The organism is Massilia sp. P2_C2, from assembly GCF_056404615.1.
In genome coordinates, this window is sequence record NZ_JBFUDR010000080.1 from 1 (window position 1) to 21,721 (window position 21,721).

Annotated in this window: 20 protein-coding genes, 1 tRNA gene and 1 pseudogene; 9 read left to right on the forward strand and 13 right to left on the reverse strand. The window is 64.3% G+C overall.

What is annotated here, in order from left to right:
• Nucleotides 1-274, reverse strand: a 274-nt coding sequence (locus AC1DYX_RS11915; protein ID WP_477259017.1) for a hypothetical protein, incomplete at its 3' end; no start/stop codon positions are given.
• An 11-nt stretch (nt 275-285) separates the two neighbouring features.
• Nucleotides 286-2,901, reverse strand: a complete 2,616-nt coding sequence (gene rdrA / locus AC1DYX_RS11920) for an antiviral RADAR system adenosine triphosphatase RdrA (protein ID WP_477259018.1) — start codon at nt 2,899-2,901, stop codon at nt 286-288.
• A 184-nt stretch (nt 2,902-3,085) separates the two neighbouring features.
• Between rdrA and AC1DYX_RS11925 the strand changes: the two are divergent.
• Nucleotides 3,086-3,523 (forward strand): annotated as a pseudogene (locus tag AC1DYX_RS11925) (IS3 family transposase); the annotation flags it as partial.
• 441 nt (nt 3,524-3,964) lie between these two features.
• Here the strand turns inward: AC1DYX_RS11925 and AC1DYX_RS11930 are convergent.
• Nucleotides 3,965-4,040 (reverse strand) — tRNA-Phe (locus tag AC1DYX_RS11930).
• A gap of 133 nt (nt 4,041-4,173) precedes the next feature.
• On the opposite strand from AC1DYX_RS11930, the gene AC1DYX_RS11935 reads away from it, so the two are divergent.
• The 6 genes from AC1DYX_RS11935 (at nt 4,174) to AC1DYX_RS11960 (ending at nt 11,501) form a co-directional block, all read left to right on the forward strand.
• Nucleotides 4,174-5,433: an FAD-dependent monooxygenase gene (locus AC1DYX_RS11935; RefSeq protein ID WP_477259019.1), complete on the forward strand. Its 1,260-nt coding sequence runs from the start codon at nt 4,174-4,176 to the stop codon at nt 5,431-5,433.
• A 27-nt stretch (nt 5,434-5,460) separates the two neighbouring features.
• On the forward strand, nt 5,461-6,183 hold the full coding sequence (locus AC1DYX_RS11940) for a DsbC family protein (protein WP_477259020.1): 723 nt from the start codon (nt 5,461-5,463) through the stop codon (nt 6,181-6,183).
• A 77-nt stretch (nt 6,184-6,260) separates the two neighbouring features.
• The gene (locus tag AC1DYX_RS11945; protein WP_477259021.1) at nt 6,261-6,719 is read left to right on the forward strand and encodes a (2Fe-2S)-binding protein; all 459 of its coding nucleotides are present in this window, start codon (nt 6,261-6,263) and stop codon (nt 6,717-6,719) included.
• Between the two features lie 9 nt (nt 6,720-6,728).
• Nucleotides 6,729-8,939, forward strand: coding sequence for a xanthine dehydrogenase family protein molybdopterin-binding subunit (locus AC1DYX_RS11950; protein ID WP_477259022.1), 2,211 nt, complete (start codon nt 6,729-6,731; stop codon nt 8,937-8,939).
• Nucleotides 8,940-8,944: 5 nt separating this feature from the next.
• Nucleotides 8,945-9,538, forward strand: coding sequence for a nucleotidyltransferase family protein (locus AC1DYX_RS11955; protein ID WP_477259023.1), 594 nt, complete (start codon nt 8,945-8,947; stop codon nt 9,536-9,538).
• A gap of 142 nt (nt 9,539-9,680) precedes the next feature.
• Nucleotides 9,681-11,501 carry a M61 family metallopeptidase gene (locus AC1DYX_RS11960; RefSeq protein ID WP_477259024.1) on the forward strand — a complete coding sequence of 607 codons (1,821 nt, stop codon included), beginning with the start codon at nt 9,681-9,683 and terminating at the stop codon, nt 11,499-11,501.
• 523 nt (nt 11,502-12,024) lie between these two features.
• On the opposite strand, the gene AC1DYX_RS11965 is transcribed toward AC1DYX_RS11960, so the two are convergent.
• From AC1DYX_RS11965 to rpe, 8 genes are all read right to left on the reverse strand, one after another.
• Nucleotides 12,025-12,546 carry an energy transducer TonB gene (locus AC1DYX_RS11965; protein WP_477259025.1) on the reverse strand — a complete coding sequence of 174 codons (522 nt, stop codon included), beginning with the start codon at nt 12,544-12,546 and terminating at the stop codon, nt 12,025-12,027.
• 79 nt (nt 12,547-12,625) lie between these two features.
• Entirely contained in the window at nt 12,626-13,426 is an 801-nt protein-coding gene (gene trpC, locus AC1DYX_RS11970; RefSeq protein WP_477259026.1) for an indole-3-glycerol phosphate synthase TrpC, read from the reverse strand.
• 9 nt (nt 13,427-13,435) lie between these two features.
• A complete protein-coding gene (locus AC1DYX_RS11975) occupies nt 13,436-14,083 on the reverse strand; it encodes a LysE family translocator (protein WP_477259027.1) in 648 nt (215 codons plus the stop codon).
• A 1-nt stretch (nt 14,084) separates the two neighbouring features.
• Nucleotides 14,085-15,116: an anthranilate phosphoribosyltransferase gene (gene trpD, locus AC1DYX_RS11980; RefSeq protein ID WP_477259028.1), complete on the reverse strand. Its 1,032-nt coding sequence runs from the start codon at nt 15,114-15,116 to the stop codon at nt 14,085-14,087.
• Nucleotides 15,117-15,208: 92 nt separating this feature from the next.
• On the reverse strand, nt 15,209-15,778 hold the full coding sequence (locus tag AC1DYX_RS11985) for an anthranilate synthase component II (protein WP_477259029.1): 570 nt from the start codon (nt 15,776-15,778) through the stop codon (nt 15,209-15,211).
• 1 nt (nt 15,779) lies between these two features.
• Nucleotides 15,780-17,276, reverse strand: a complete 1,497-nt coding sequence (gene trpE, locus AC1DYX_RS11990; RefSeq protein WP_477259030.1) for an anthranilate synthase component I — start codon at nt 17,274-17,276, stop codon at nt 15,780-15,782.
• Nucleotides 17,277-17,482: 206 nt separating this feature from the next.
• Entirely contained in the window at nt 17,483-18,181 is a 699-nt protein-coding gene (locus AC1DYX_RS11995; protein ID WP_477259031.1) for a phosphoglycolate phosphatase, read from the reverse strand.
• A complete protein-coding gene (rpe, locus tag AC1DYX_RS12000; protein WP_477259032.1) occupies nt 18,181-18,867 on the reverse strand; it encodes a ribulose-phosphate 3-epimerase in 687 nt (228 codons plus the stop codon). The genes AC1DYX_RS11995 and rpe overlap by 1 nt, the downstream gene beginning before the upstream one ends.
• Nucleotides 18,868-19,035: 168 nt before the next feature.
• Between rpe and apaG the strand changes: the two genes are divergently transcribed.
• Nucleotides 19,036-19,410 (forward strand): Co2+/Mg2+ efflux protein ApaG, encoded by a 375-nt coding sequence (gene apaG / locus AC1DYX_RS12005; RefSeq protein ID WP_029757323.1) that lies wholly within the window; start codon nt 19,036-19,038, stop codon nt 19,408-19,410.
• A 13-nt stretch (nt 19,411-19,423) separates the two neighbouring features.
• On the opposite strand, the gene AC1DYX_RS12010 is transcribed toward apaG, so the two are convergent.
• Nucleotides 19,424-19,795, reverse strand: coding sequence for a hypothetical protein (locus tag AC1DYX_RS12010; RefSeq protein WP_477259033.1), 372 nt, complete (start codon nt 19,793-19,795; stop codon nt 19,424-19,426).
• Here AC1DYX_RS12010 and mltA point away from each other — a divergent pair.
• Nucleotides 19,758-20,834 (forward strand): murein transglycosylase A, encoded by a 1,077-nt coding sequence (mltA, locus tag AC1DYX_RS12015; protein ID WP_477259034.1) that lies wholly within the window; start codon nt 19,758-19,760, stop codon nt 20,832-20,834. The two genes, AC1DYX_RS12010 and mltA, sit on opposite strands and share 38 nt — an antisense overlap.
• A 112-nt stretch (nt 20,835-20,946) precedes the next feature.
• On the opposite strand, the gene AC1DYX_RS12020 is transcribed toward mltA, so the two are convergent.
• A partial coding sequence (locus tag AC1DYX_RS12020) for an MFS transporter (protein WP_477259035.1) occupies nt 20,947-21,721 on the reverse strand: 775 nt, incomplete at its 5' end.

The following is a 21,721-nucleotide window of genomic DNA, read 5'->3' on the forward strand; positions in this document are numbered from 1 at the left end:
GGTCGAACAACTCATCGAACAGCGCCCATTTCCCATTCAGGAACAGGCTGTCCGGCCACCAGATGTCGAATGCGCGGCGCAGATCGTTCAGGCGAAAGCGGTGCGGGTGGAGGCGGTCCAGGTCGGCCACCAGTGCCTGGCGGCATGCCGCCGGCAGGCTTTTGGCGTCGTCCGGCGGCACCCTCTGTAGCAGATAGGCGCGCAAACGCTGGCTCAGGCCTTCGCTCGCAAAGACGGCGCCGGTGGCCAGCTCGGTCAGGGAGCGTTTCAGCATGCCTGGTCCTTTTATTTCCAACGTACGCGGTTGATTGCGTCGACGAGTCTCGTATCCCTGAAGTGTTTAGAGTAGTCAGTCAACGCTGTTGTGATCTTCTGCTCAGGCCACGTCACCATCTGGCGCGCAGCTGCCTCGAACTGTTTTCGTGACGTATTCGCGAACAGCCATTCGCTGCGGCGCGGTCTTTTCGATGGGAGACCGTCGGCGAGCTTGACGCCCTTCTTTGGTTCCGACACCGCCTGGGTCGAGGGACGCTGCAACTCGTCCGTCAGCTGCTTCAAAGGATGTGTTTCGAGCATCTCCGTGATCGCACCGACGCGCCGGCCGAATTGGCCGGCTTTGGACGTCTTGCCGACGAAGGGCGTGATGTTCTGGCGGTACAGAYCGCTGTTCTGGAAGTCCTGGCCTTCTCCGATGTTGACGCTCGCGATAATCGGGGGCATGCCATACAGTTGGCCTTTCTCGAAGCTGCCGAACGCCGCCCAGATGCTGTTGAAGGCCTTGCGCCCCACCCAGGCCATGTGTTGGGAAACGTCTGCACCCGGGAAGAGTTTCTTCGGATCGTTAAACAGCCAAGCCTGGTTGAAGAATTTGTTCATCACGTTGTACACCAGCCATGGGGACAAGCGGAAGTTTTCCAGTTTCAAGTCCTTCCGCCATATATTAATTGCTTCGGCAAATACGGAAAGTTCTGCCTCGAGCTCGATGGGCGCCGTGCTTTCGTCCGAAAGCTCATCGTCGTCCGACGCATAGGTTTCCAGGGTCTTGGTTTGCGCCATGGCACCATACGAGTAAAAGGGGGCACGATTCAGGATCGTGCTCATGTCGGCAGCCGTCATATCGCGAACCAGGCTCGTGATCACGATCTCGAAGATACGGCCTACATACAGCAGGACGCTGGTCTTGTTTGACTGGTAAAAATTCCGGTGCAAAAGCAGCTCAGGAAGAAAACGCTGGGTGGAGGGAATGTCTTCCCCGACATATGCCTTCATGACCGCTGCCGAGATGGGCTTTCCGATCTCGGGCACAGGATAGGGAAGGATGGTCTGGTCCGGCAGCCGCGCGAGCCAGTTCTCGGAGAGTTTGTATGGTGCGAGTCTGTTCCGCCAATCGCTCAACTTGTGTTCGGCATGGAATTCCGGGTGGTTTTTCGCCTGCAGCAGCGGCTGAAATAGCGGGGTATCAAATACGCTGGCCCATTTGTCGCCGCTGGTGCCTTTCAGGCCGCTCCAGTCTTCATATGCCGTCAGCACCAGATAAGCACCGCCGGCATCGGCGTCGTAAGCGAACTGCTGCCGCAGTACTGCAATCCACTCGGCAACTGGAATATTGGCCAGGGGCGACTTGTATACCGGCTGTGGATCGGCCGTCACATAGCTTCGTGCAAATTCCGAATAGGCGGCATCCCGGGAATTGCGGCGTGTCTTGTCCTCGGCAGTGGCTTCGCTGCTTTGATACTTGTGCTTGAACGCCTGAATGGCCTGGGCAGGGAGGTCCGGCATGACAAGATAATGCCTGAGCATTTCCTTGCTCAGGTTGGCCGTTGAAATAGCCTGTTCCAATGCTGGAATCAAATCGCGCAGGCGATAGACCAGCTGTGCAAAAGCGCGGATAGTACGTATCGGTACTGGCAGAAAACTGTTTTCGACGCCATTCGTGCGATCGTTCAGCAGGCCTTCCAGCCACGCATGGAAATGTGGAAAAGTCAGCTTGCCGTCACTACGGTCGCCGAGCACGATATTTTCCCGCCCGAAATACTCTTTCATYGTCGGCATGCTCAAGCGGTACTGTAAAGGCAACACTTTGCGATGGTATTCGGTTGCCAGTTCCGCGGCGCGCTCCAGCGCGTCCAGACGTTGCGATTTGCTATCTTTTAACAGTCGGCCGTGGAAATCTCTCCAAGTCACGTCGTGATACAAGCCGGAGTCACCGCTGATGACCGGCAAAACCAAGGGAGAGGTCAGATAACGGCGAACGACTTCCAGGTTCTCGAACGCGCGGTGCAAGGAGGTGTCGACATCGTCGATCGGCAGGACCAACAATTCTTTTTTCAGCAGTTTCAATACGGCTTCGAAGAACTTGTGGACTTCTTCGATCAGTTGCTGGTTACCGATGAAGGCCCGGATCTTGTCGAGCCCCTTTTTGTCGCGCTGCGTTTGCACGTTCTCCAACGTATGGCCGAGATGCTGCAGGCGCTTGTACAGGTCCGTGCGCGCTTGCGAATCGTGTGCCATGGCGGACTTGACATCCTGATCCGCAAGAATCGCTGCCGCCACGATGTTGAGGAACAGGTTGTCGCTGTCCTCCAGAAGTGTCGGGTCGATAGGCTTCAAGACATGGACGCGTTTAAGCAGCGACGCGTCGGCGCTGGCAAGATAGGTCGACAAATTGGTGAGGACCGAACTCTTTCCGGTACCGCGTTCGCCGTCGACCAGGATCGCCGCGTGGCGATGCCCAGTTCCGGACGACGACGACTCCGCCGCGTCGTCGAGCCGGTCGACGATGAGCCGGCGCAGTGCTCGGAATACCGAACGCGCGAGTAAGCTTCCCGCTTGCGCTTGCGATGCCCGGTCGGCTTGGCGAATCGGAAAGAAAATTGTTTCGGTAACGCTGTTGTCGGCCATTCGGACACCTACTATCGAAGAATTGTTGAAACTGCAGGTCATTCATTAAACGTCCTGCAATTTACATAATAAATTTCTGAATTGCAATGATGATGAATTGGATGCAACAATTGGAGAGAAATTGCGGTGGCGGGACGGCGGCCAGCAGAAGGCGCTGAAGCGGGACGACAAGTAGCAACAGTCGAAAGACACGATCCGGAGCGCTTTCGAGCATCACAAGGGGGGCGCTACGGCTATCGACGCATCACGTCTGCGGTACGCCAGTTGGGGCATCAGGTCAATCACAAAACGGTGCAATGCCTGGTGGGGGGGCAGGACTGAAATCGCTGGTGCGGCCGAAGAGATACCGTTCCTTCAAGGGGGAGGTGGGCAAACCGCGCCCGACGAATTGCAGCGCCAGTTCACGGCCGAAGCTGCCAATCAGAACTGGGTAACCGATGTCACGGAATTCAATGTCGCGGGCGAGAAGCTGTATCTGTCGCCAGTGCTCGACCTGTCCAACGGCGAAATCATCGCATTCGAGACCAGCAAGCGTCCCGTCTTCGAACTGGTGGGTTCTATGCTCAAGAAAGCGCTAAGCAGGCTGGGTCCCGATGACAAGCCGATGCTGCATTCTGATCAGGAAACAGCGGGCGTGGTGTCCGCATGTTTCAGTACAGGTAAGCGGTGTCATTTGTACTGTACAAAGCGCGGCTGCTACCTGATCCATTCCTTGATCGGATGCGCATCCGCTCGAGGTCTTTGTTAAAGAGGCATTCACATTCCCGCAGGCAAATCCCGACAATAAAATCAGGATTTCCTGATAGTTCTGGTTGCAGAATTATGGGACACTTCTTGTTGCTTAATGGTACCGGATTGCTAACGATGCGCTACGGAGCCAGTGCGCTGACTTTATGCAATCATGCGTAGTTTCCGACGTCGTCCAATGAATCGACCCGGTTGGGGACCCCCTCTCCTCTGCTGGATCGCCATTTGGATGACGTCATCTTTTATCAGCTTTTGGAAACGGAAACGGAAACAAAAAACGCCGACTTGCATAGGTCGGCGTTTTCGTTTGAATCTTTGGTGGCCCGGGGCGGAATCGAACCACCGACACAAGGATTTTCAATCCTCTGCTCTACCAACTGAGCTACCAGGCCAAAGGAGGCATGATTATAGCCACGGGTTTGCGAAGTCGCAAGTCCTGTCGAGCAAAAACTTGGGCCAGGCAGGAGGGAACGTCCGTCCCGTTCGCCGGAAGCAGGGCACGGTGAAGCGTCTATAATGTCCGTCATGAGTACACATACCACTTCCTCCGCACATCATCGCAACGTCGCTCGCCGCAGCGACGTCTGCATCGTCGGCAATGGCGCGATCGCCAAGACGGCGGCGCTGGGCCTGTCGCAAGCAGGGCACAGCGTCACGCTGCTCGTGCCGCCCGCGCGTCCGGATGCGACCGACACGCCCTCCGCGTCCGGCGGCGAGAAGCCCTGGGACGTGCGTGTGTACGCGCTCAACCATACGGCGCATACGCTGCTGTCGGCACTCAAGGTCTGGGGTGCGCTCGACATGGCGCGCGTGGCGCCCGTCGACGCCATGGACGTGCAGGGCGACGGCGAGCGGGGCGGTCATCTCGGCTTCGATGCGTTCGGCGCCCATGCCGGCACGCTCGCGTGGATCGTCGAGGACAGCAACCTGAACCAGGCGCTCGACGCCGCGCTGCGTTTCGCCCAGAACGTCGAGACCGTCGTTGGCCGCGCCAGCCGCATCGTCAGTGATACGCACGGCGTCGAGGTGGAACTGGAAGACGGCAAGGTGCTCGCGGCCCAGTTGCTGGTCGGTGCCGACGGCCGCGATTCCTGGGTGCGCGGCCAGTGCGACATCGGCATCGATTACCGCGCTTACCACCAGCGCGCGATCGTGGCCAATTTCTCCTGCGAAAAGCCGCACCACAACGTCGCCTATCAATGGTTCACTTGCAAGGAAGGCATCGTCGCACTGCTGCCGCTGCCGGGCAACAAGGTGTCGCTCGTATGGTCGGCGCCCGATACGCTGGCCGATACGATCATGAACGAATCTCTGGGCGAACTGGCGATCCGCCTGGGCGAGTATTCGGAAAGCAGGCTGGGCCTGTTGAAGCCCCTGCAACCGCAGCTGCTGCCGCAGCCGCCCATCAAAGCGATTCCGCTGTCGCTCGTGCGTCCGCACGCGATCACGGCGCCGCGAGTGGCGCTGGTCGGCGACGCCGCCCACGCCGTGCATCCGCTGGCCGGACACGGCATGAACCTGGGTTTCGGCGACGTTAATGACCTGTTGGACACAATCGCCGCGCGCGATGCGCACCAGGGCATCGGCGACGAGCGCCTGCTGGCGCGCTATGCCCGCGCGCGCAAGGAAGATGTGTTGCTGATGCAACTCGCCACGGACGGCCTGCAACGCCTGTTCGGCGCAAATCTGGAACCTGTGCGCGTCGTTCGCAATTTAGGATTAAACTTGCTGGATAAGTTGCCTCTGGTCAAGCGACGGCTGATCGCCCACGCGATGGGCAGGTAACGTACGACTCTTTAAGGAAATGCATTCATGGGTAAAACGAAGCTCGCCGTCCTGCTGGCGACCGGCCTGATCACGTCTTGCGTCGGTGCGCAGAACGCGGTCGAGGCGAACATCAAGAAGGCGATCGAGCCGCGCCTGGGCGGCGCCAGGATCGAATCGATCAAGGAAACGCCGTATGCCGGCCTGTATGAGCTGCGCGTCGCGGGCGACATCCTGTACACGGACAAGAAGGGTGAATACCTGATCATCGGCCACGTCTACGATGCCAAGTCGACGCGCGACCTGACCCGCGAGCGTATCGACGACATCAACAAGATCAAGTTCTCGGACCTGCCGCTGAACGACGCCATCAAGCAGGTCAAGGGCGACGGCAAGCGCGTGATCGCCGTGTTCGAGGATCCGAATTGCGGCTACTGCAAGCGCCTGCGCCAGACGACGCTGAAGAACCTGGACAACGTGACCATCTACACGTTCCTGTACAACATCCTGTCGCCGGACTCGTTCGAGAAGTCGAAGAACGTCTGGTGCTCGCCGGACCGCGCCAAGGCCTGGGATGACTGGATGATCAACGGCAAACCGGCCGCGGCCGCGCCCGCGAACTGCGAGTCGCCGAACGAAAAGGTGCTAACGCTCGGCCAGAAGCTGCACATCACGGGCACGCCGGCGATCTTCTTTGCCGACGGCAGCCGGATCCCGGGAGCCGTCGACCAGAAGACGCTCGAGGCCAAACTGGCCAACCTCAAGCAGTAAATCAAAGCCCGGCACTGCCGGGTTTTTTACATCGCCTCACCCAAACAGGAAACAACAACCCTGAACCGGGAGATTACATGCTCACACTGAACATCAACGGGCGCGACGTCCAGGTCGACGCCGACCCCGCCACGCCCATCCTGTGGACGCTGCGCGACAACCTCAACATGACCGGCACCAAGTTCGGCTGCGGCGCCGCGCTGTGCGGCGCGTGCACCGTGCACCTGGACGGCCAGGCGATCCGCTCGTGCGTCACCCCGATCTCGTCCGCCGTCGGCCACAAGATCACGACGATCGAAGCGATGGAAACGGACAAGGTCGGCAAGGCCGTGCAGGATGCCTGGGTCAAGCACGACGTCCCGCAGTGCGGCTATTGCCAGAGCGGCCAGGTGATGAGCGCCACGGCCCTGCTGCGCGTGAACAAGAGGCCGACGGATACCGACATCGACAACGCCATGAGTGGCAACATCTGCCGCTGCGGCACCTACCAACGCATCCGCGCGGCCATCAAGGATGCCGCCAGGACGCTGGCGTAAGGGGGCCGCATGCACTTCGACCTGATGAAGAACGCTGCCGCCGCGCGCGGCGTGTCCCGCCGCGGCTTTTTGAAATCCGGCGCCGCGGCGACGGGTGGCCTCGTGCTGGGCTTCGTGCTGCCTGCCGCCGGCCGCCTGGCCCGCGCCGCGGACGCCGCCMGGCCGGCCGTCTCCGCCCCGAACGCCTTCCTGCGCGTGGCGCCGGACAACACGGTGACCGTGATGGTCAACCGCCTGGAATTCGGCCAGGGCGTGCACACGGCCCTGCCGATGGTGCTCGCGGACGAGCTGGATGCCGACTGGCGCCAGATGCGCGCCGAGCTGGCGCCCGCCGGCGACGCGTACAAGGATCCCATGGCCGGCATCCAGATGACGGGCGGCTCGGGCACCATCGCCCACTCGTTCACGCAATACCGCGAAGTGGGCGCCCGCGCCCGCGCGATGCTGGTCGCGGCGGCCGCCCGCAAGTGGAACGTGAGCCCGGCCCAGTGCCGCACGGCGAAGGGTGTCGTGTTCGGTCCGGCCGGCCAGAAGTCGACCTATGGCTCGCTGGCCGAAGCGGCCAGGGCGCTGCCGGTACCGGAGACGGTCACGCTGAAAGACCGGAAGGCGTTCCGCTACATTGGCAAGCCGATGCCTCGGCTGGATGCCCGCACCAAGTCCACGGGCCGCCAGCAGTTCGGCCTGGACGTCAAACCGGCCGGGACGAAAGTCGCCGTCGTCGCGCATCCGCCCGTGTTCGGGGCGAAGGTCGCGAAGCTCAATGCAGCGAAAGCGCAGGCAGTGCGCGGCGTGATCGCCGTGCTGGAGATCCCGTTGGACCGCGGCGGCAGCGGCGTGGCCGTCGTCGCCGACGGCTACTGGCCGGCGAAGCAGGCGCGCGACCTGCTCGCCATCGAGTGGGACACGGGCGCCGTCGAGAAGGTCGACAGCGAGAAGCAGATGGCGCAATTCGCCGAACTGGCGAAGACGCCGGGTGCCGTCGCGCGCAAGGCCGACACCTCGAAGCTGGCGACCGCGTCCAGGAAGATTTCGGCGGTCTACGAGTTCCCCTACCTGGCGCACGCGCCGATGGAACCGATCAACTGCACGGTCGACCTGAAGGATGACGCCTGCACGTTGTGGGTGGGCTCGCAATTCCAGACCATCGACCAGGCGGCGGCCGCCGCGACGGCGGGCCTGAAGCCCGAGCAGGTGACGTTGAACACGATGATGGCGGGCGGCGGCTTCGGCCGGCGCGCCACGCCGACGTCCGACTTCGTCGTCGAAGCCGTCAACGTCGCCAAAGCGTACAAGGCCGCAGGTCACGCCGGCCCGGTCAAGCTGATCTGGAGCCGCGAGGACGACATCCGCGGCGGCTACTACCGTCCGTCGCACGTGCACCGCGCCGACATCGGCCTGGACGCCGGCGGCAACATCGTCGCCTGGGACCACACGATCGTGGGCCAGTCGATCATCGCCGGCACGCCGTTCGAAAAATTCATGGTCAAGGACGGCATCGACGCCACGATGGTGGAAGGCATGGGGGCGCCGTACGACGTGCCGCTGAACCTGACGGCGCATTCGGCCAAGGCCAACGTACCCGTGCTGTGGTGGCGTTCCGTCGGCTCCACGCACACGGCGTTCGTGATGGAGACGCTGATCGACGAGGCCGCGCATGCGGCGGGCCAGGATCCGGTCGCGTACCGCAAGAAGCTGATCGACGCGAAGCACGCGCGCCATCACGCGGCGCTGGACCTGGCGGTGGCGAAGTCCGGCTACGGCAAGAAGACGCTGCCGCAGGGGCATGCGCATGGCGTGGCCGTGCACGAGTCGTTCAACACGGTCGTCGCCTACGTCGTCGAAGCGTCCATCGTCGACGGCAGCCCGAAGCTGCATAAGGTCACGGCCGCCGTGCACTGCAACCTGGCCGTCAATCCATTGAGCGTCGAAGCCCAGGTCCAGGGCGCGGCATTGATGGGCCTCGGCATGACCCTGCCGGGCGCGCGCATCACGCTGAAGGACGGCGTCGTCGAACAGCAGAACTTCGGCGACTACACGGTGGCGCGCATGAACGACATGCCGCAGATCGACGTGTTCATCGTCCCGTCGCAAGATCCGCCGACCGGCATCGGCGAGCCGGGCCTGCCGCCGCTGGCACCGGCGCTGGCCAATGCCGTGTTCAGGCTGACCGGCAAGCGCCTGCGCAAGCTGCCGTTCGACCTGGCCGCGGCGGCCTGACGGCGATGGATGCGCCGGTCGTCGGCATCCTGCTGGCCGCCGGCCAGGGGCGCCGCTTCGATCCTGCCGGGCAGCGGAACAAGCTGCTGCAGCCGCTGGCGGACGGCGAGCGGGTCGTCGCGGCCAGTGCGCGCAAGTTGCTGGCCGTCGCGTCCCGCGTCGTCGCCGTCGTGGCCCCTGGCGATGACGGCGTCGAGGCGCTGCTGGGCGCGCTCGGCTGCGACGTGACCGTTTGCCCGGACGCCGGCAGCGGCATGGCGGCGTCGCTCACGCACGCCCTGCGCCATTCGCTCTCGTCGGTGCCAGCGCCGCGGGGCTGGCTGGTGGCGCTGGGCGACATGCCGTATGTCGATGTATTGACGCTGCGCGCGCTGGCCGCCGCGCTGGCGGCCGGTGCGGACATCGCGGCGCCCGTCGTGGAGGGCCGGCGCGGCAATCCGGTCGGCTTCGGCGCAGTCCATCTGGATGCCTTGCTGGCCCTGCGCGGCGATGCTGGGGCGCGCCGTCTGCTGCGGAGGTTCCCGGTGACGGAAGTCGCGGTTCCCGATCCTGGCATCCTGCGCGACGTCGACGTTCCCGAAGACTTGTCCGGGACGTGACACAACCCCTGTGAACGTGCTGCGCTTGTGAGCGCCGGCTGTGCGAACATGCTGCGCTTGTGAGCACCGGCTGTGCGAACATGCTTTTTCTTGAAAAATCCGATTACACTACGGCGCATTGGAGAGAGATTGTTCACGTCATATGAAAAAAGCACCCCAGAAGCAGCCGCCGGCCATCCACTACACGATCGTCCCCAGTGACCTGGCCGGGCACCTGTTCAACGTCACCGTCACCGTGGCCGATCCGGACCCGGCGGGGCAGGCGTTCGCGCTGCCGGCCTGGATCCCGGGCAGCTACATGATCCGCGAGTTCGCCCGCAACATCGTGCGCATCCGTGCCGAGGCGGCAGGCCAGGCGGTGCCTCTCGCGAAGCTGGACAAGCATACGTGGCAGGCGGCGCCCGTCGCCGGACCGCTCACGGTGCATTACGAGGTGTATGCGTGGGACCTGTCCGTGCGCGCCGCGCACCTGGACCAGACCCACGGCTTCTTCAACGGCACGAGCGTGTTCCTGCGCGTGGCCGGCCAGGAGGCGCGGCCGCACCAGGTCGACATCCAGCGCCCCGCGGATCCGGCCGCGCGCAACTGGCGCGTCGCCACGTCGCTGCCGGAAGCGGGCGCGAAGCGCTATGGCTTCGGCACCTATGCCGCGGTCGATTATGACGACCTGATCGACCATCCCGTCGAGATGGGCGACTTTGCGCTGGGCGGCTTCACGGCACACGGCGTCCGTCACGACATCGTGATCACGGGCCGCGTGCCGAACCTGGACATGGCGCGGCTGGAAAAAGACCTGAAGGCCATCTGCGAGACCCAGATCGCGTTCTTCGAGCCGAAGACGAAGAAGGCGCCGACGGACCGCTACGTGTTCCTGACGATGGTCGTGGGCGACGGCTACGGCGGCCTGGAACACCGTGCGTCGACGGCGCTGATCTGCTCGCGCAACGACCTGCCGACCACGGCGGCGCCGAAGACGGGCGAGCCGAACGAGGGCTATTGCAAATTCCTCGGCCTGTGCAGCCACGAATACTTCCACACCTGGAACGTCAAGCGCATCAAGCCAGCCGTGTTCGCGCCCTACGACCTGCAGGTCGAGAATTACACGCCGCTGCTGTGGCTGTTCGAAGGCTTCACGAGTTATTACGACGACCTGATGCTCGTCCGCAGCGGCATCATCAGCGAGGCGTCCTACCTCAAGCTGCTCGGCAAGACGGTCGGCAGCGTCCTGCGCGGCACGGGCCGCACGAAGCAGAGCATCGCGGAGTCCAGCTTCGACGCCTGGAGCAAGTATTACCGCCAGGACGAGAACGCGCCGAACGCCATCATCAGCTACTACACCAAGGGCTCCCTCGCCGGCCTCGCATTCGACCTGACGATCCGCGCGAAGACGGGAGGCGCGAAGTCGCTGGACGACATCATGCTGGCGCTGTGGGACCGCTACGGCCGCGATTTCTACAAAGGCGGCGCGCGCGGCGTGACGGAACAGGAAGTGGACGCCCTGTTCGACGAGGTGAGCGGCGTGCGCCTGAAGCCGCTCTTCGACCGCTACATCCGCGGCACCGAGGACATTCCGCTGGCCAAGTTGTACGCGCCGTTCGGCGTGAAAGTGACGGACGAGCGCAAGAACGGCAAGCCGTCGCTGGACACGGGCGTCGGCCGCGACGCCGGCGGCGTGAAGCTGACCCAGGTCCACGAAGGCGGCGCCGCGCACCAGGCCGGCCTGTCGGCGGGCGACGTGCTGATCGCCGTGGACGGCCTGCGCGTGAACGGCAACCCCTCCAACCTGGACCAGCTGCTCGCGCGCTACCGCGTGGGCGACACGGTGACCATGCACGCGTTCCGTCGCGACGAGCTGATGACGTTCGACGTGACCCTGCAGGGTGAGCGGGTGCCCTGCATCCAGATCACCGTGGCGCCCGGCTCGCGCAAGGGGCCGCTGGTCAAGCGGCCGAGCGCGAGCTGATTACACGCGTTTGCGGCGGCGCATGGTGGGCATTTGAGGCCGGTGGCCTCAAATGGAACGTGCCCATACGCCGTGTGACCCGACGCGCGTTAACGATCGACGTCAACGGGTTCGACGAACCCTTCCCACCGCTCATCCGTCCGCGCAACGACGAGCAACCGGTCTGCTATCGAGAAGGTGCGCACAAGTGCTCACCGATCTCTTCCTGCCCCGAGCCGTCCTGCTGACCGTGCTCGTGCCTGACAGGCGTTACTTCCCCGCCTCCCGCCGGGCCAGCGCCGGCGGCAGTGCCTGGGGTCACCGACTGGCTCGCGCCGGCCTGCGCCGCCGCGGCGGCATGCGCGGGCTCGCTGAAGTCTGCGCAGATCGCCAGTGCCAGCGGCAGGTCGCCCATCCGCAGCAGCGCACCGTCGGTGCCGGCGTGCGCTGGCCGGCCCCGTCGCCAKCGGTCCCGATAGCGACGTGGTTTTTACGGCCAGCAACCTGAACCAGCGTGTCGCCGGCCGCACGCGAGCGCTCGCCGTTACTCCGACGCCTGCAGCGGCGACAGGCTACGCAACTGGAACCGGTCGCTGTCCGCGAATAGAAAGGTTTCGGAGAACGTCAGCCCGTCCGTCCCGTCCGGCAACGCGCGTGGCGGTGGCGGCAGCGGTGCGCTGCGCCGCAACGAGGCCAGAGCGATCGCGGACGCGTCCGGATCACGCGAGCGCTGCACGAACACGTCCTGCACCTGGCCGTCGCGGTCCACCGTGATGCGCAGCACGACGATGGCCGGCAATAACGGCGGCAGTGTGCCGCTGTAGTTGTGTTCCGGATTGTGTTCGATGACGTGGCGCGCGACCTGGCTCTTGTAGTCGTCCAGGCCCATCGGCGCAGGGTCCGACGGTGGTGCTACGGGTATGGCGGGATAGGCGTAGGGTGGTTCGATCCGTTCGACGGGAGCCGGCGCCAGCGCGGGGCCGCCGGCAATTTCCGGACCCGAGCATGCGCCCAGGCCGGCTAACAGGGGAAGGGAAACGAGACTTGCAAGGACGATCGTCTTCATGTCGGGCACTCCGAAAAGCGCTGCGTTACGAATCGGCCGGGAGGCCGGAACCAACGCCGCTGCGACGATCGGTGTACCGTCAGTCGAACAGGCGACGCAGTTCCGTGCCAGGATCGGGCGCGCGCATGAACGCTTCGCCCACGAGGAACGCGTGCACGTTGGCGTCGCGCATGCGCGTGACGTCGACGGGCGCAAGGATGCCGGATTCGGTGACCACCAGGCGTTCCGCGGGAATCCGCGGCAGCAGCCCGATCGTCGTGTCCAGCGTCACTTCAAACGTGCGCAGGTTGCGGTTGTTGATGCCCAGGAGACCTGTCTTGAGCTTCAGCGCCGCATCCAGTTCGTCGCCGTCATGCACTTCGACCAGCACATCCATGCCGAGTTCCTGCGCACAGGCTTCCAGGTCCGCCATCAAACCATGATCCAACGCAGCGACGATCAGCAGGATCGCATCCGCGCCCATTGCCCTTGCTTCGTAGACCTGGTAGGGGTCGACGATGAAATCCTTGCGGATCACGGGCAGGTCGCACGCGGCGCGCGCCTGTTTCAGGTACTCCGGCGAGCCTTGGAAGAATTGTACATCCGTCAGTACAGACAAGCACGCTGCTCCGCCATTTTCATAGCTTTGCGCAATGTCGGCAGGACGAAAATCCGCACGCAGCACGCCTTTCGACGGCGACGCTTTTTTCACTTCGGCGATCACGCCGGCCCGGCCCGCCGCAATGTTGCGGCGCAGGCTGGCTTCGAAGCCGCGCAGGTCGGCGCGCAGCGCGGTGTCGCTTTCCACGTCGCGGCGCAGGCTGTTGAAATCACGGTGTTTTTTGGCGGCGGCGACTTCGGTGGCTTTGACGTCGAGGATCTTGTTCAGGATATCGGACATGATGGACCTTCAGTGTTGTTGCGCCAGCGCCAGCTTGAGGCCGAGCCAGACGAACAGGCCGCCTGTGGCACGGTTGAGCCATTGCGCGACGGCAGGATTTTGTTTGAGGCGGGCGCTGGACTTCGCAGCAAACCCGGCGGTAAACAGCGCCAGCGCATGGCACCACAACATCCCGTTGATGTTGAAGATGGCGCCGAGGATGAGGAAGGCGAGCGCCTTGTGCGGGGCGTTCGCAGCTATGAATTGCGGGACGAAGGCCAGGAAGAACAGCGCCACCTTCGGATTCAGCACGTTCGTCAGGATGCCCTGCGCATAGATACGGCGCCAGGGCAGCGGCGCGATCTTCAGCGGGGCTGCTGCGCCATCGCCACGCTTGCTGAGCAGCATGCCGACGGCCAGGTACAGGATGTAAGCGGCACCCGCCAGCTTGACGACGGCGAACGCGGCGGCGGACGTCGCGAGGATCGCCGACAGGCCGAGCGCGGCGGCAAAGATGTGCACGAACGTGCCCGTACCGATGCCCAGGGCCGCCGCGCTGCCGGCACGCCAGCCCTGGGTCGCGCTGCGTGTCATGATGAGCAGCGAATCCGGGCCCGGCATGATGTTCAGCAGCAAGCCGCTGACCACGAACAGGGCCAGGTCGTGGATGCCGAACATCTCAGTGGGCCGCCAGCTGGCGCGTGACGCCGACGAACTGGTCGAGTTTCGCCAGTGCCGCGCCCGACGCGATGGCGGCGCGCGCCTTTTTCAGGCCGTCCTCGATCGACGCCGCCACGCCGGCCGCGTACAGCGCCGTGCCGGCGTTGAGGGCGACGATGTCGTGCGCCGGACCGGGTTCGCCGCGCAGGGCTTCCATGATCTTCGCCTTCGACTCGGCCGCGTTGGCCACCTTCAGGTTGCGGCTGGCGATCATGGCCAGGCCGAAGTCTTCCGGGTGGATCTCGTATTCGCGGATCTCGCCGTTGACCAGTTCACCGACCATCGTGCCGGCGCCGAGCGAGACCTCGTCCATATTGTCGCGGCCCCACACGACGAGCGCGTGCTGGGCGCCGAGGCGTTGCAGCACGCGCACCTGGATGCCGACGAGGTCCGGGTGGAACACACCCATCAGGATGTTCTGCGCGCCGGCCGGATTCGTCAGCGGGCCGAGAATGTTAAAAATGCTGCGCACACCCATCTCGCGCCGGACTGCGGCGACGTTCTTCATGGCGGCGTGATGGTTCGGCGCGAACATGAAGCCGATGCCCGTCTGCGCGATCGACTGCGCGATCTGTTCCGGTTTCAGGTCGATGTGGGCGCCCAGCGATTCGATGACGTCCGCGCTGCCGGACGACGACGACACGCTGCGTCCGCCGTGCTTGGCGACGCGCGCGCCGGCGGCGGCGGCGACGAACATCGCAGCGGTCGAGATGTTGAACGTGTGCGCACCGTCGCCGCCGGTGCCGACGATGTCGACGAGGTGCGTGGTGTCGGCCATCGGCACCTTGGTCGAGAATTCGCGCATCACCTGCGCGGCGGCGGTGATTTCGCCGATGGTTTCCTTCTTCACGCGCAGGCCCATCGTCAGCGCGGCGACCATCGTCGGCGAGATTTCGCCGGACATGATCTGCCGGAAGAGATGCAACATCTCGTCGTGGAAGATTTCGCGGTGTTCGATGCAGCGCAGCAGGGCTTCTTGAGGGGTGATCATGGCAGGTCCAGTCAACGTTGGTACTCACGAAACCCGTCGTCCCGACCGTGGCGGACGCCTGGTCGGGGCGGCGGGACGTCGATGCGGTCGGGTCAGGCGGTGCGTTCGAGGAAGTTCTTCAGCATCGCATGCCCGTGCTCCGACAGGATCGACTCGGGGTGGAATTGCACGCCCTCGATGTCGTAGTCCTTGTGGCGCACGCCCATGATTTCGCCGTCGTCCGTCCACGCCGTCACCTCCAGKCACGCCGGCAGCGACGCGCGCTCGATCGCCAGCGAGTGGTAGCGGATCACGGTGAAGGGGCTCGGCAGGCCCTTGAACATGCCTTCGCCGATGTGGGCGATCCTGGACGTCTTGCCATGCATGACCTGCTTGGCGCGGATGATCTTGCCGCCGAACGCTTCGCCGATGGCCTGGTGGCCCAGGCATACGCCGAGGATCGGTTTCTTGCCCTTGAAATGCTTCAGCACGTCCACGGAAACGCCCGCATCCTTGGGCGCCTTCGGGCCCGGCGAGATGCAGATGCGGTCCGGATTCATGGCAGCGATCTCGTCCAGCGTGATCTCGTCGTTGCGCACCGTGCGCACGTCCTCGCCCAGTTCACCGAAGTACTGCACGATGTTGTAGGTGAACGAGTCGTAGTTGTCGATCATCAGCAGCATCTCAGATCTCCCCATCCAGTCCGTCTTGCACTTGCTCGGCCGCGCGCAGCACGGCGCGGGCCTTGTTTTCCGTTTCCAGCCATTCCATCTCGGGGATCGAGTCCGCCACGATGCCGGCCGCCGCCTGCACGTACAGGTTGCCGTCCTTGATGATGCCCGTGCGGATCGCGATCGCCACGTCCATCTCGCCGCCGAAGGAGAGATAACCGCAGGCGCCGCCGTAGATGCCGCGTTTCACGGGCTCCAGCTCGTCGATGACTTCCATCGCGCGCACCTTGGGCGCACCGGTCAGCGTGCCGGCCGGGAAGGTGGCGCGCAGCACGTCGAGGTTCGACATGCCGTCCACCAGGGTGCCCTCGACGTTGGAGACGATGTGCTGCACATGCGAGTATTTTTCGATGACCATCTGGTCCGTGACTTTGACGGTACCGATCTTCGCGATGCGGCCGATGTCGTTGCGGGCCAGGTCGATCAGCATCACGTGTTCCGCCACTTCCTTCGGATCGTTCAGCAGTTCGTGCGCCAGCTCGGCATCGCGTTCCGGCGTCGAGCCGCGCGGGCGGGTGCCGGCGATCGGGCGCACGGTGACCGTCCGGCCGCCTTCCGGTGCCGCTTCATTGCGCACCAGGATCTCGGGCGACGAGCCCACGATCTGCAGGTCGCCGAAGTTGTAGTAATACATGTACGGCGACGGGTTCAGCGAACGCAGCGAACGGTACAGCGACAGCGGCGAATCCACGTACGGCTTGCGGATGCGCTGGCCGATCTGCACCTGCATCAGGTCACCGGCCATCACGTATTCCTTCGCGACGGCGACGGCTTTCAGATAATCTTCCTTGCTGAAGTCGCGGATCGCTTCCGTGCGCACGGAGGCCGTCGTGACCGGCGCGTCGACGCTCCGGCGCAGCATCATGCGCAAGTCCTGCAGGCGCTGGCGGGCCTTGTTATAGGCTTCCGGCTGCGACGGGTCGGCGTAGACGATCAGGTACAGCTTGCCGGACAGGTTGTCGATGACGGCCAGTTCTTCCGTCAGCAGCAGCTGGATCTCCGGCAGGCCGAGGTCGTCCTTCGGTGCGCTGTGCGCCAGCTTTCTTTCGATGTGGCGGACGGTGTCGTAGCCGAAGTAGCCGGCCAGGCCGCCGCAGAAGCGCGGCAGGCCCGGGCGCAGCGCGACCTTGAAGCGCGCCTGGTATTGTTCGATGAAGTCGAGCGGATTGCCTTCGTACGTCTCGATCACTTCGCCGTTCTTCTCGACCGTCGTGACGTTGCCGCGCGTGCGCAGCAAGGTCTTGGCCGGCAGGCCGATGAAGGAGTAGCGGCCGAAGCGCTCGCCGCCGACCACGGACTCGAGCAGGAACGTGTTCTTGCCGGCGTCCTGGCTCTGGGCCAGCTTCAGGTACAGCGTGAGCGGGGTTTCGAGATCGRCAAATGCTTCCGCGATCAGGGGAATACGGTTGTAGCCTTGCGTGGCGAGCGATTTGAATTCGAGTTCGGTCATGCTTTTCTCCGGGCCGCCCGCGAGGAAGGGGAACGGGCGGCGATTTCTTCAAAAAAACCTGCCGGTCAAGTGTGCACGAGGCGTGCACCGGCAGCAATCAGCTTGGGTCAGATGGACCAGGATTGCCAGCGTCGCCACAGCCAGGCCTCATGGGCACCGGTTGGGTTGACGATGTGTTTTTTGGCGAAAAACATGGAGTAGATGGTTTAGGAGTTGGCTTTGTTATGAGCGCTGATCAGTTCAGCCGCTTCTAGCAGCGAATCAACTATACCATCGGAATTAATAGTTTGCACAGGTTTTCCGTGGTTATAACCATACGGCACCGTCAGCACGAAGCAACCGGCCGCGCGCGCCGCCTCGGCGTCGTTGCTGGAATCGCCGATCGCCACGACGCGCGCCGGCGCCAGGTCGAAGTCGTGGCACACCTGCAGCAGTGGCATCGGGTCCGGTTTCTTGCGCGGGAACGAGTCGCCGCCGTAGACCAGCTCGAAGTACTCCGTCAGCCCCTTCTTCGCCAGCAGAGGTAACGTGAAAGCAATAGGCTTGTTCGTCACGCACGCGAGTCGCAGGCCCAGGTCCTTCAGCGCCTGCAGGCCTTCGATCACGTGTGGATACAGGGTCGCGCGTTCGCCGTTGATGGCGAGGTAGTGGCGCTGGTATGCGGCCATCGCGTCGTCGAACACGGCGTCGATGCGGGCCGTGTCGAAGTCGAGGGCCAGCACGTCGCGGATCAGTTTTTCCGATCCCTTGCCGACCATAGTCTCGATGACGTGCTGGGTGATCGGCGCCAGGCCGAATTCCGCGCGCATGCCATTCAGCGCGAGTTCGAAATCGGGCACGGTGTGCAGCATCGTGCCGTCCAGGTCGATGATGGCCGCCCGGATCGCCTTGGCGCCGGTTTGCATCAGGCGGCCTTCCTGGCGACGCCGGCCAGTTCGGCGCGCATGGCGTCGATGACGGCCTTGTAGTCAGGCTTGCCGAAAATGGCGGAACCGGCCACGAACGTGTCGGCGCCGGCTGCCGCCGCGGCCGCGATGTTGTCGGCCTTGATGCCGCCGTCGACCTCCAGCATGATGTCGCTTCCTCTTCCTGATTGATCGATCAGGCGGCGCGCGATTGCGATCTTCTTTAACGCTTCCGGAATGAACGACTGGCCGCCGAAGCCGGGGTTCACGGACATGATCAGGATCATGTCGATCTTGTCCATCACGTGTTCCAGGTAGTGCATCGGCGTGGCCGGGTTGAACACGAGACCGGCCTTGCAGCCGTTGTCACGGATGAGTTGCAGGGTGCGGTCGATGTGTTCCGACGCCTCCGGGTGGAAGGTGATGATGTCGGCACCGGCCTTGGCGAAATCGGGGATGATGCGGTCGACCGGCTTGACCATCAGGTGGACGTCGATCGGCACCTGCACGTGCGGACGGATGGCCTGGCACACCAGCGGGCCGATGGTCAGGTTCGGAACATAATGATTGTCCATCACGTCGAAGTGGATGATGTCGGCGCCGGCGGCGACGACATTGCGCACTTCCTCGCCCAGGCGGGCGAAATCTGCGGACAGGATGCTGGGAGCGATGCGGTAGGTGGTCATGGAGAAGGCCGGTCTTGCCGGGTTGCTTGAGACAAAGCCAGCATTGTACGCCGATGCATCGCCGCGCGGGCACGGGACGGCCGTGCTGCCCGTGCCGACGCCGTGCTTTCGGCCGACGTTGTATCATGTTGGCCATACCGTTTTTGCCAATTCATCAAGGAAAACCCCATGCCCGTCTATGATTTCGAGATCGCCGTCAGGACCCAATACCTGCCGGAGCAGTCCCACCCGGACCGGACGCAGCATGTGTTCACCTACACCATCAAGATCAAGAACACCGGCACGATCCCCGCCCAGCTGATCTCGCGCCACTGGGTGATCACGGACGCCAACAACAAGGTGCAGGAAGTGCGCGGCCTGGGCGTCGTCGGCCACCAGCCGCTGCTGCAGCCGGGCGAGCAGTTCGAGTACACGAGCGGTACCCAGCTGGAAACGCCGCAGGGGTCGATGACCGGCGAGTATTTCTTCGTGGCCGAGGACGGGCACCGCTTCGAAGTCAAGATTCCCGAATTCGTGCTGTCGCTGCCGCACGCCCTGCATTGAGCGCTTGAGACGATCAGCCTTCGGGCGTATCGTTTTTATCAAGCCGGGCCGGCTGCCGTTTTTGCACCGGCTGCTCGGGCTTGCGCCCGGCAAACATCGTCCACCACACGATGAAGACCAGCAGGAACAGGGCCGTGCCGGCTTCCAACATCAATATCCACATCGCATATTCCCGTATGTTTTCGACACGCCGCAGTGTACCCGCTTTATCGACGATCGTCGTCTTGCTGACCGCCTGTACGACGCCGCAGCCCCAGCAACCGCCGCCGCAGCCGCAACCCCGTCCGCAGCCGCAGCCACAGCCACAGCCGCCGATCAAGATGCCGCCGCCGGTCGGACCCGTGACGGTGCCGCCGACCCAGCCGCCGCCGCCGCCGTTGTTCACGCCGGTGACGTTCGACGTGCTGCCGGGCTGGCAGCAGGACGATTTGCGCCAGGCCTGGCCCGCCTTCCAGGCGTCGTGCCGCGCGCTGGGCGTGAAACCGGACTGGAAGACCGCGTGCGCCGCCGGCAAGCTGGTCGATCCGAACGACGGCACGGCGATCCGCCAGTATTTCGAGACATATTTCGTGCCGAACCTCGTGCGTGCGCCCGATGGCGCGGACGCCGGCCTGATCACGGGCTATTACGAGGCGATGCTGCGCGGTTCGCGCAAACGCGGCGGCGCGTACCAGACGCCTTTATATAAAGTGCCGGACGACCTGATCGCGGTGGACCTGGCGAGCGTCTACCCGAGCCTGAAGGGCATGCGCCTGCGCGGCCGCCTGGTCGGCAAGACCGTCGTCCCGTACGGCACCCGCGCCGAGATCGAGCGCGCGCGCATCCCGGGCAAGGAATTGCTGTGGGTCGACGATGCCGTCGAGGCGTTTTTCCTCGAAGTGCAGGGCTCCGGCCGCGTGCAGCTGGACGACGGCGAGACGGTGCGCGTCGCCTATGCCGACCAGAATGGTCATCCGTACAAGGCGATCGGCCGCTGGCTGATCGACCAGGGCGAGCTGGCGCCGGTCGACGCGACGGCGCAGGGCATCCGCGCATGGATCGCCGCCCATCCGGAGCGCCGCCAGGAACTGCTCGACGTGAATCCGAGCTATGTCTTCTTCCGCGAGGAGCGCCTGCCGGATCCCGGCGTGGGACCGAAGGGCGCGCTGGGTGTGCCGCTGACGCCCGCGCGCTCCGTCGCCGTCGACCCGGCCTTCCTGCCGCTGGGTGCGCCGCTGTTCCTGGCCACGACGGAGGCGGGCAGCGACGTGCCGATGCAGCGTCTCGTGATGGCGCAGGATACGGGCGGCGCCATCAAGGGTGCCGTGCGCGCGGATTTCTTCTTTGGCTTCGGGCCGCAGGCGGTGGACAACGCGGGCAAGATGAAACAGCGTGGCCAGATCTGGGCGCTGTTGCCCCGGCAGACGGCGGTGGCGGCCCGCTGACACCTGTTACAACCAATCTCGATATCGGCGCGTACTGGTAGGGTGGGCACCCCGTGCCCACGCTTAACGTATGCGGTTTGCAGACGTTCGCGTGGGCACAGGGGGGCCCACCCTACGTTTTGATGCGCTGCAGCCGCGTGCCGAACAACGTGGTGACGGTCAGCAGCAGGGCGCCCGCCGCCACGACGGCCAGGCCGCCGCGCACGCCGAGCCGCTCCGCCAGCACACCGGCACCGGCGGCGCCGACCGGGGCCGTGGCCACCGTCATGAAGCGCATCGTCGAGGTCATCCGCCCGAGCAGCGCATCCGGCGTCACGCGCTGGCGCAATGCCAGATAGGGCAGGAAGAACAGCGTGCCCCCGCAATCGAGGCAGAACACGACGGCCGCGTAGGCGGTCGCGGTGACGCTGCGGCTGCCGAGCAGGTCGCGCGGGATCGTCGGCATCAGCATGAAGCCGAGGCACGAGATGCACAGGCCCGTCGCGATGGCGCCGCCGGCGCCGCAGCGCCGCGTCAGGGGTTTTAATAGCAGGGAGCTCACCAGCACGCCGGCGCCGCCCAGCATCTGCGCGGTGCCCATCAGGCCCGGGGACATGCCCAGCACGCGGGTGGCGAACAGCACATACAGCGCCGTGTAACCATAGAACAGCAAATGCCAGCAGGCCGACGTCCAGGCCAGCAGGCGCAATACGGGCTGGCTCCAGACAAACTTCAGACCGTCGGCCACGTCGCGCAGCACGTGCGATTGCGATGGCTGCGGTTGCGGCTCGCGCGTGCGGATCCGGCGCAAATTCCACAGCGAGACGGAAAAGCCGGCCACGTTGCACAGGATCTCGACCGGCGCCCCCCGCGTCTGCACGAGCAGGCCGGCGATGCCGGGGCCGAGC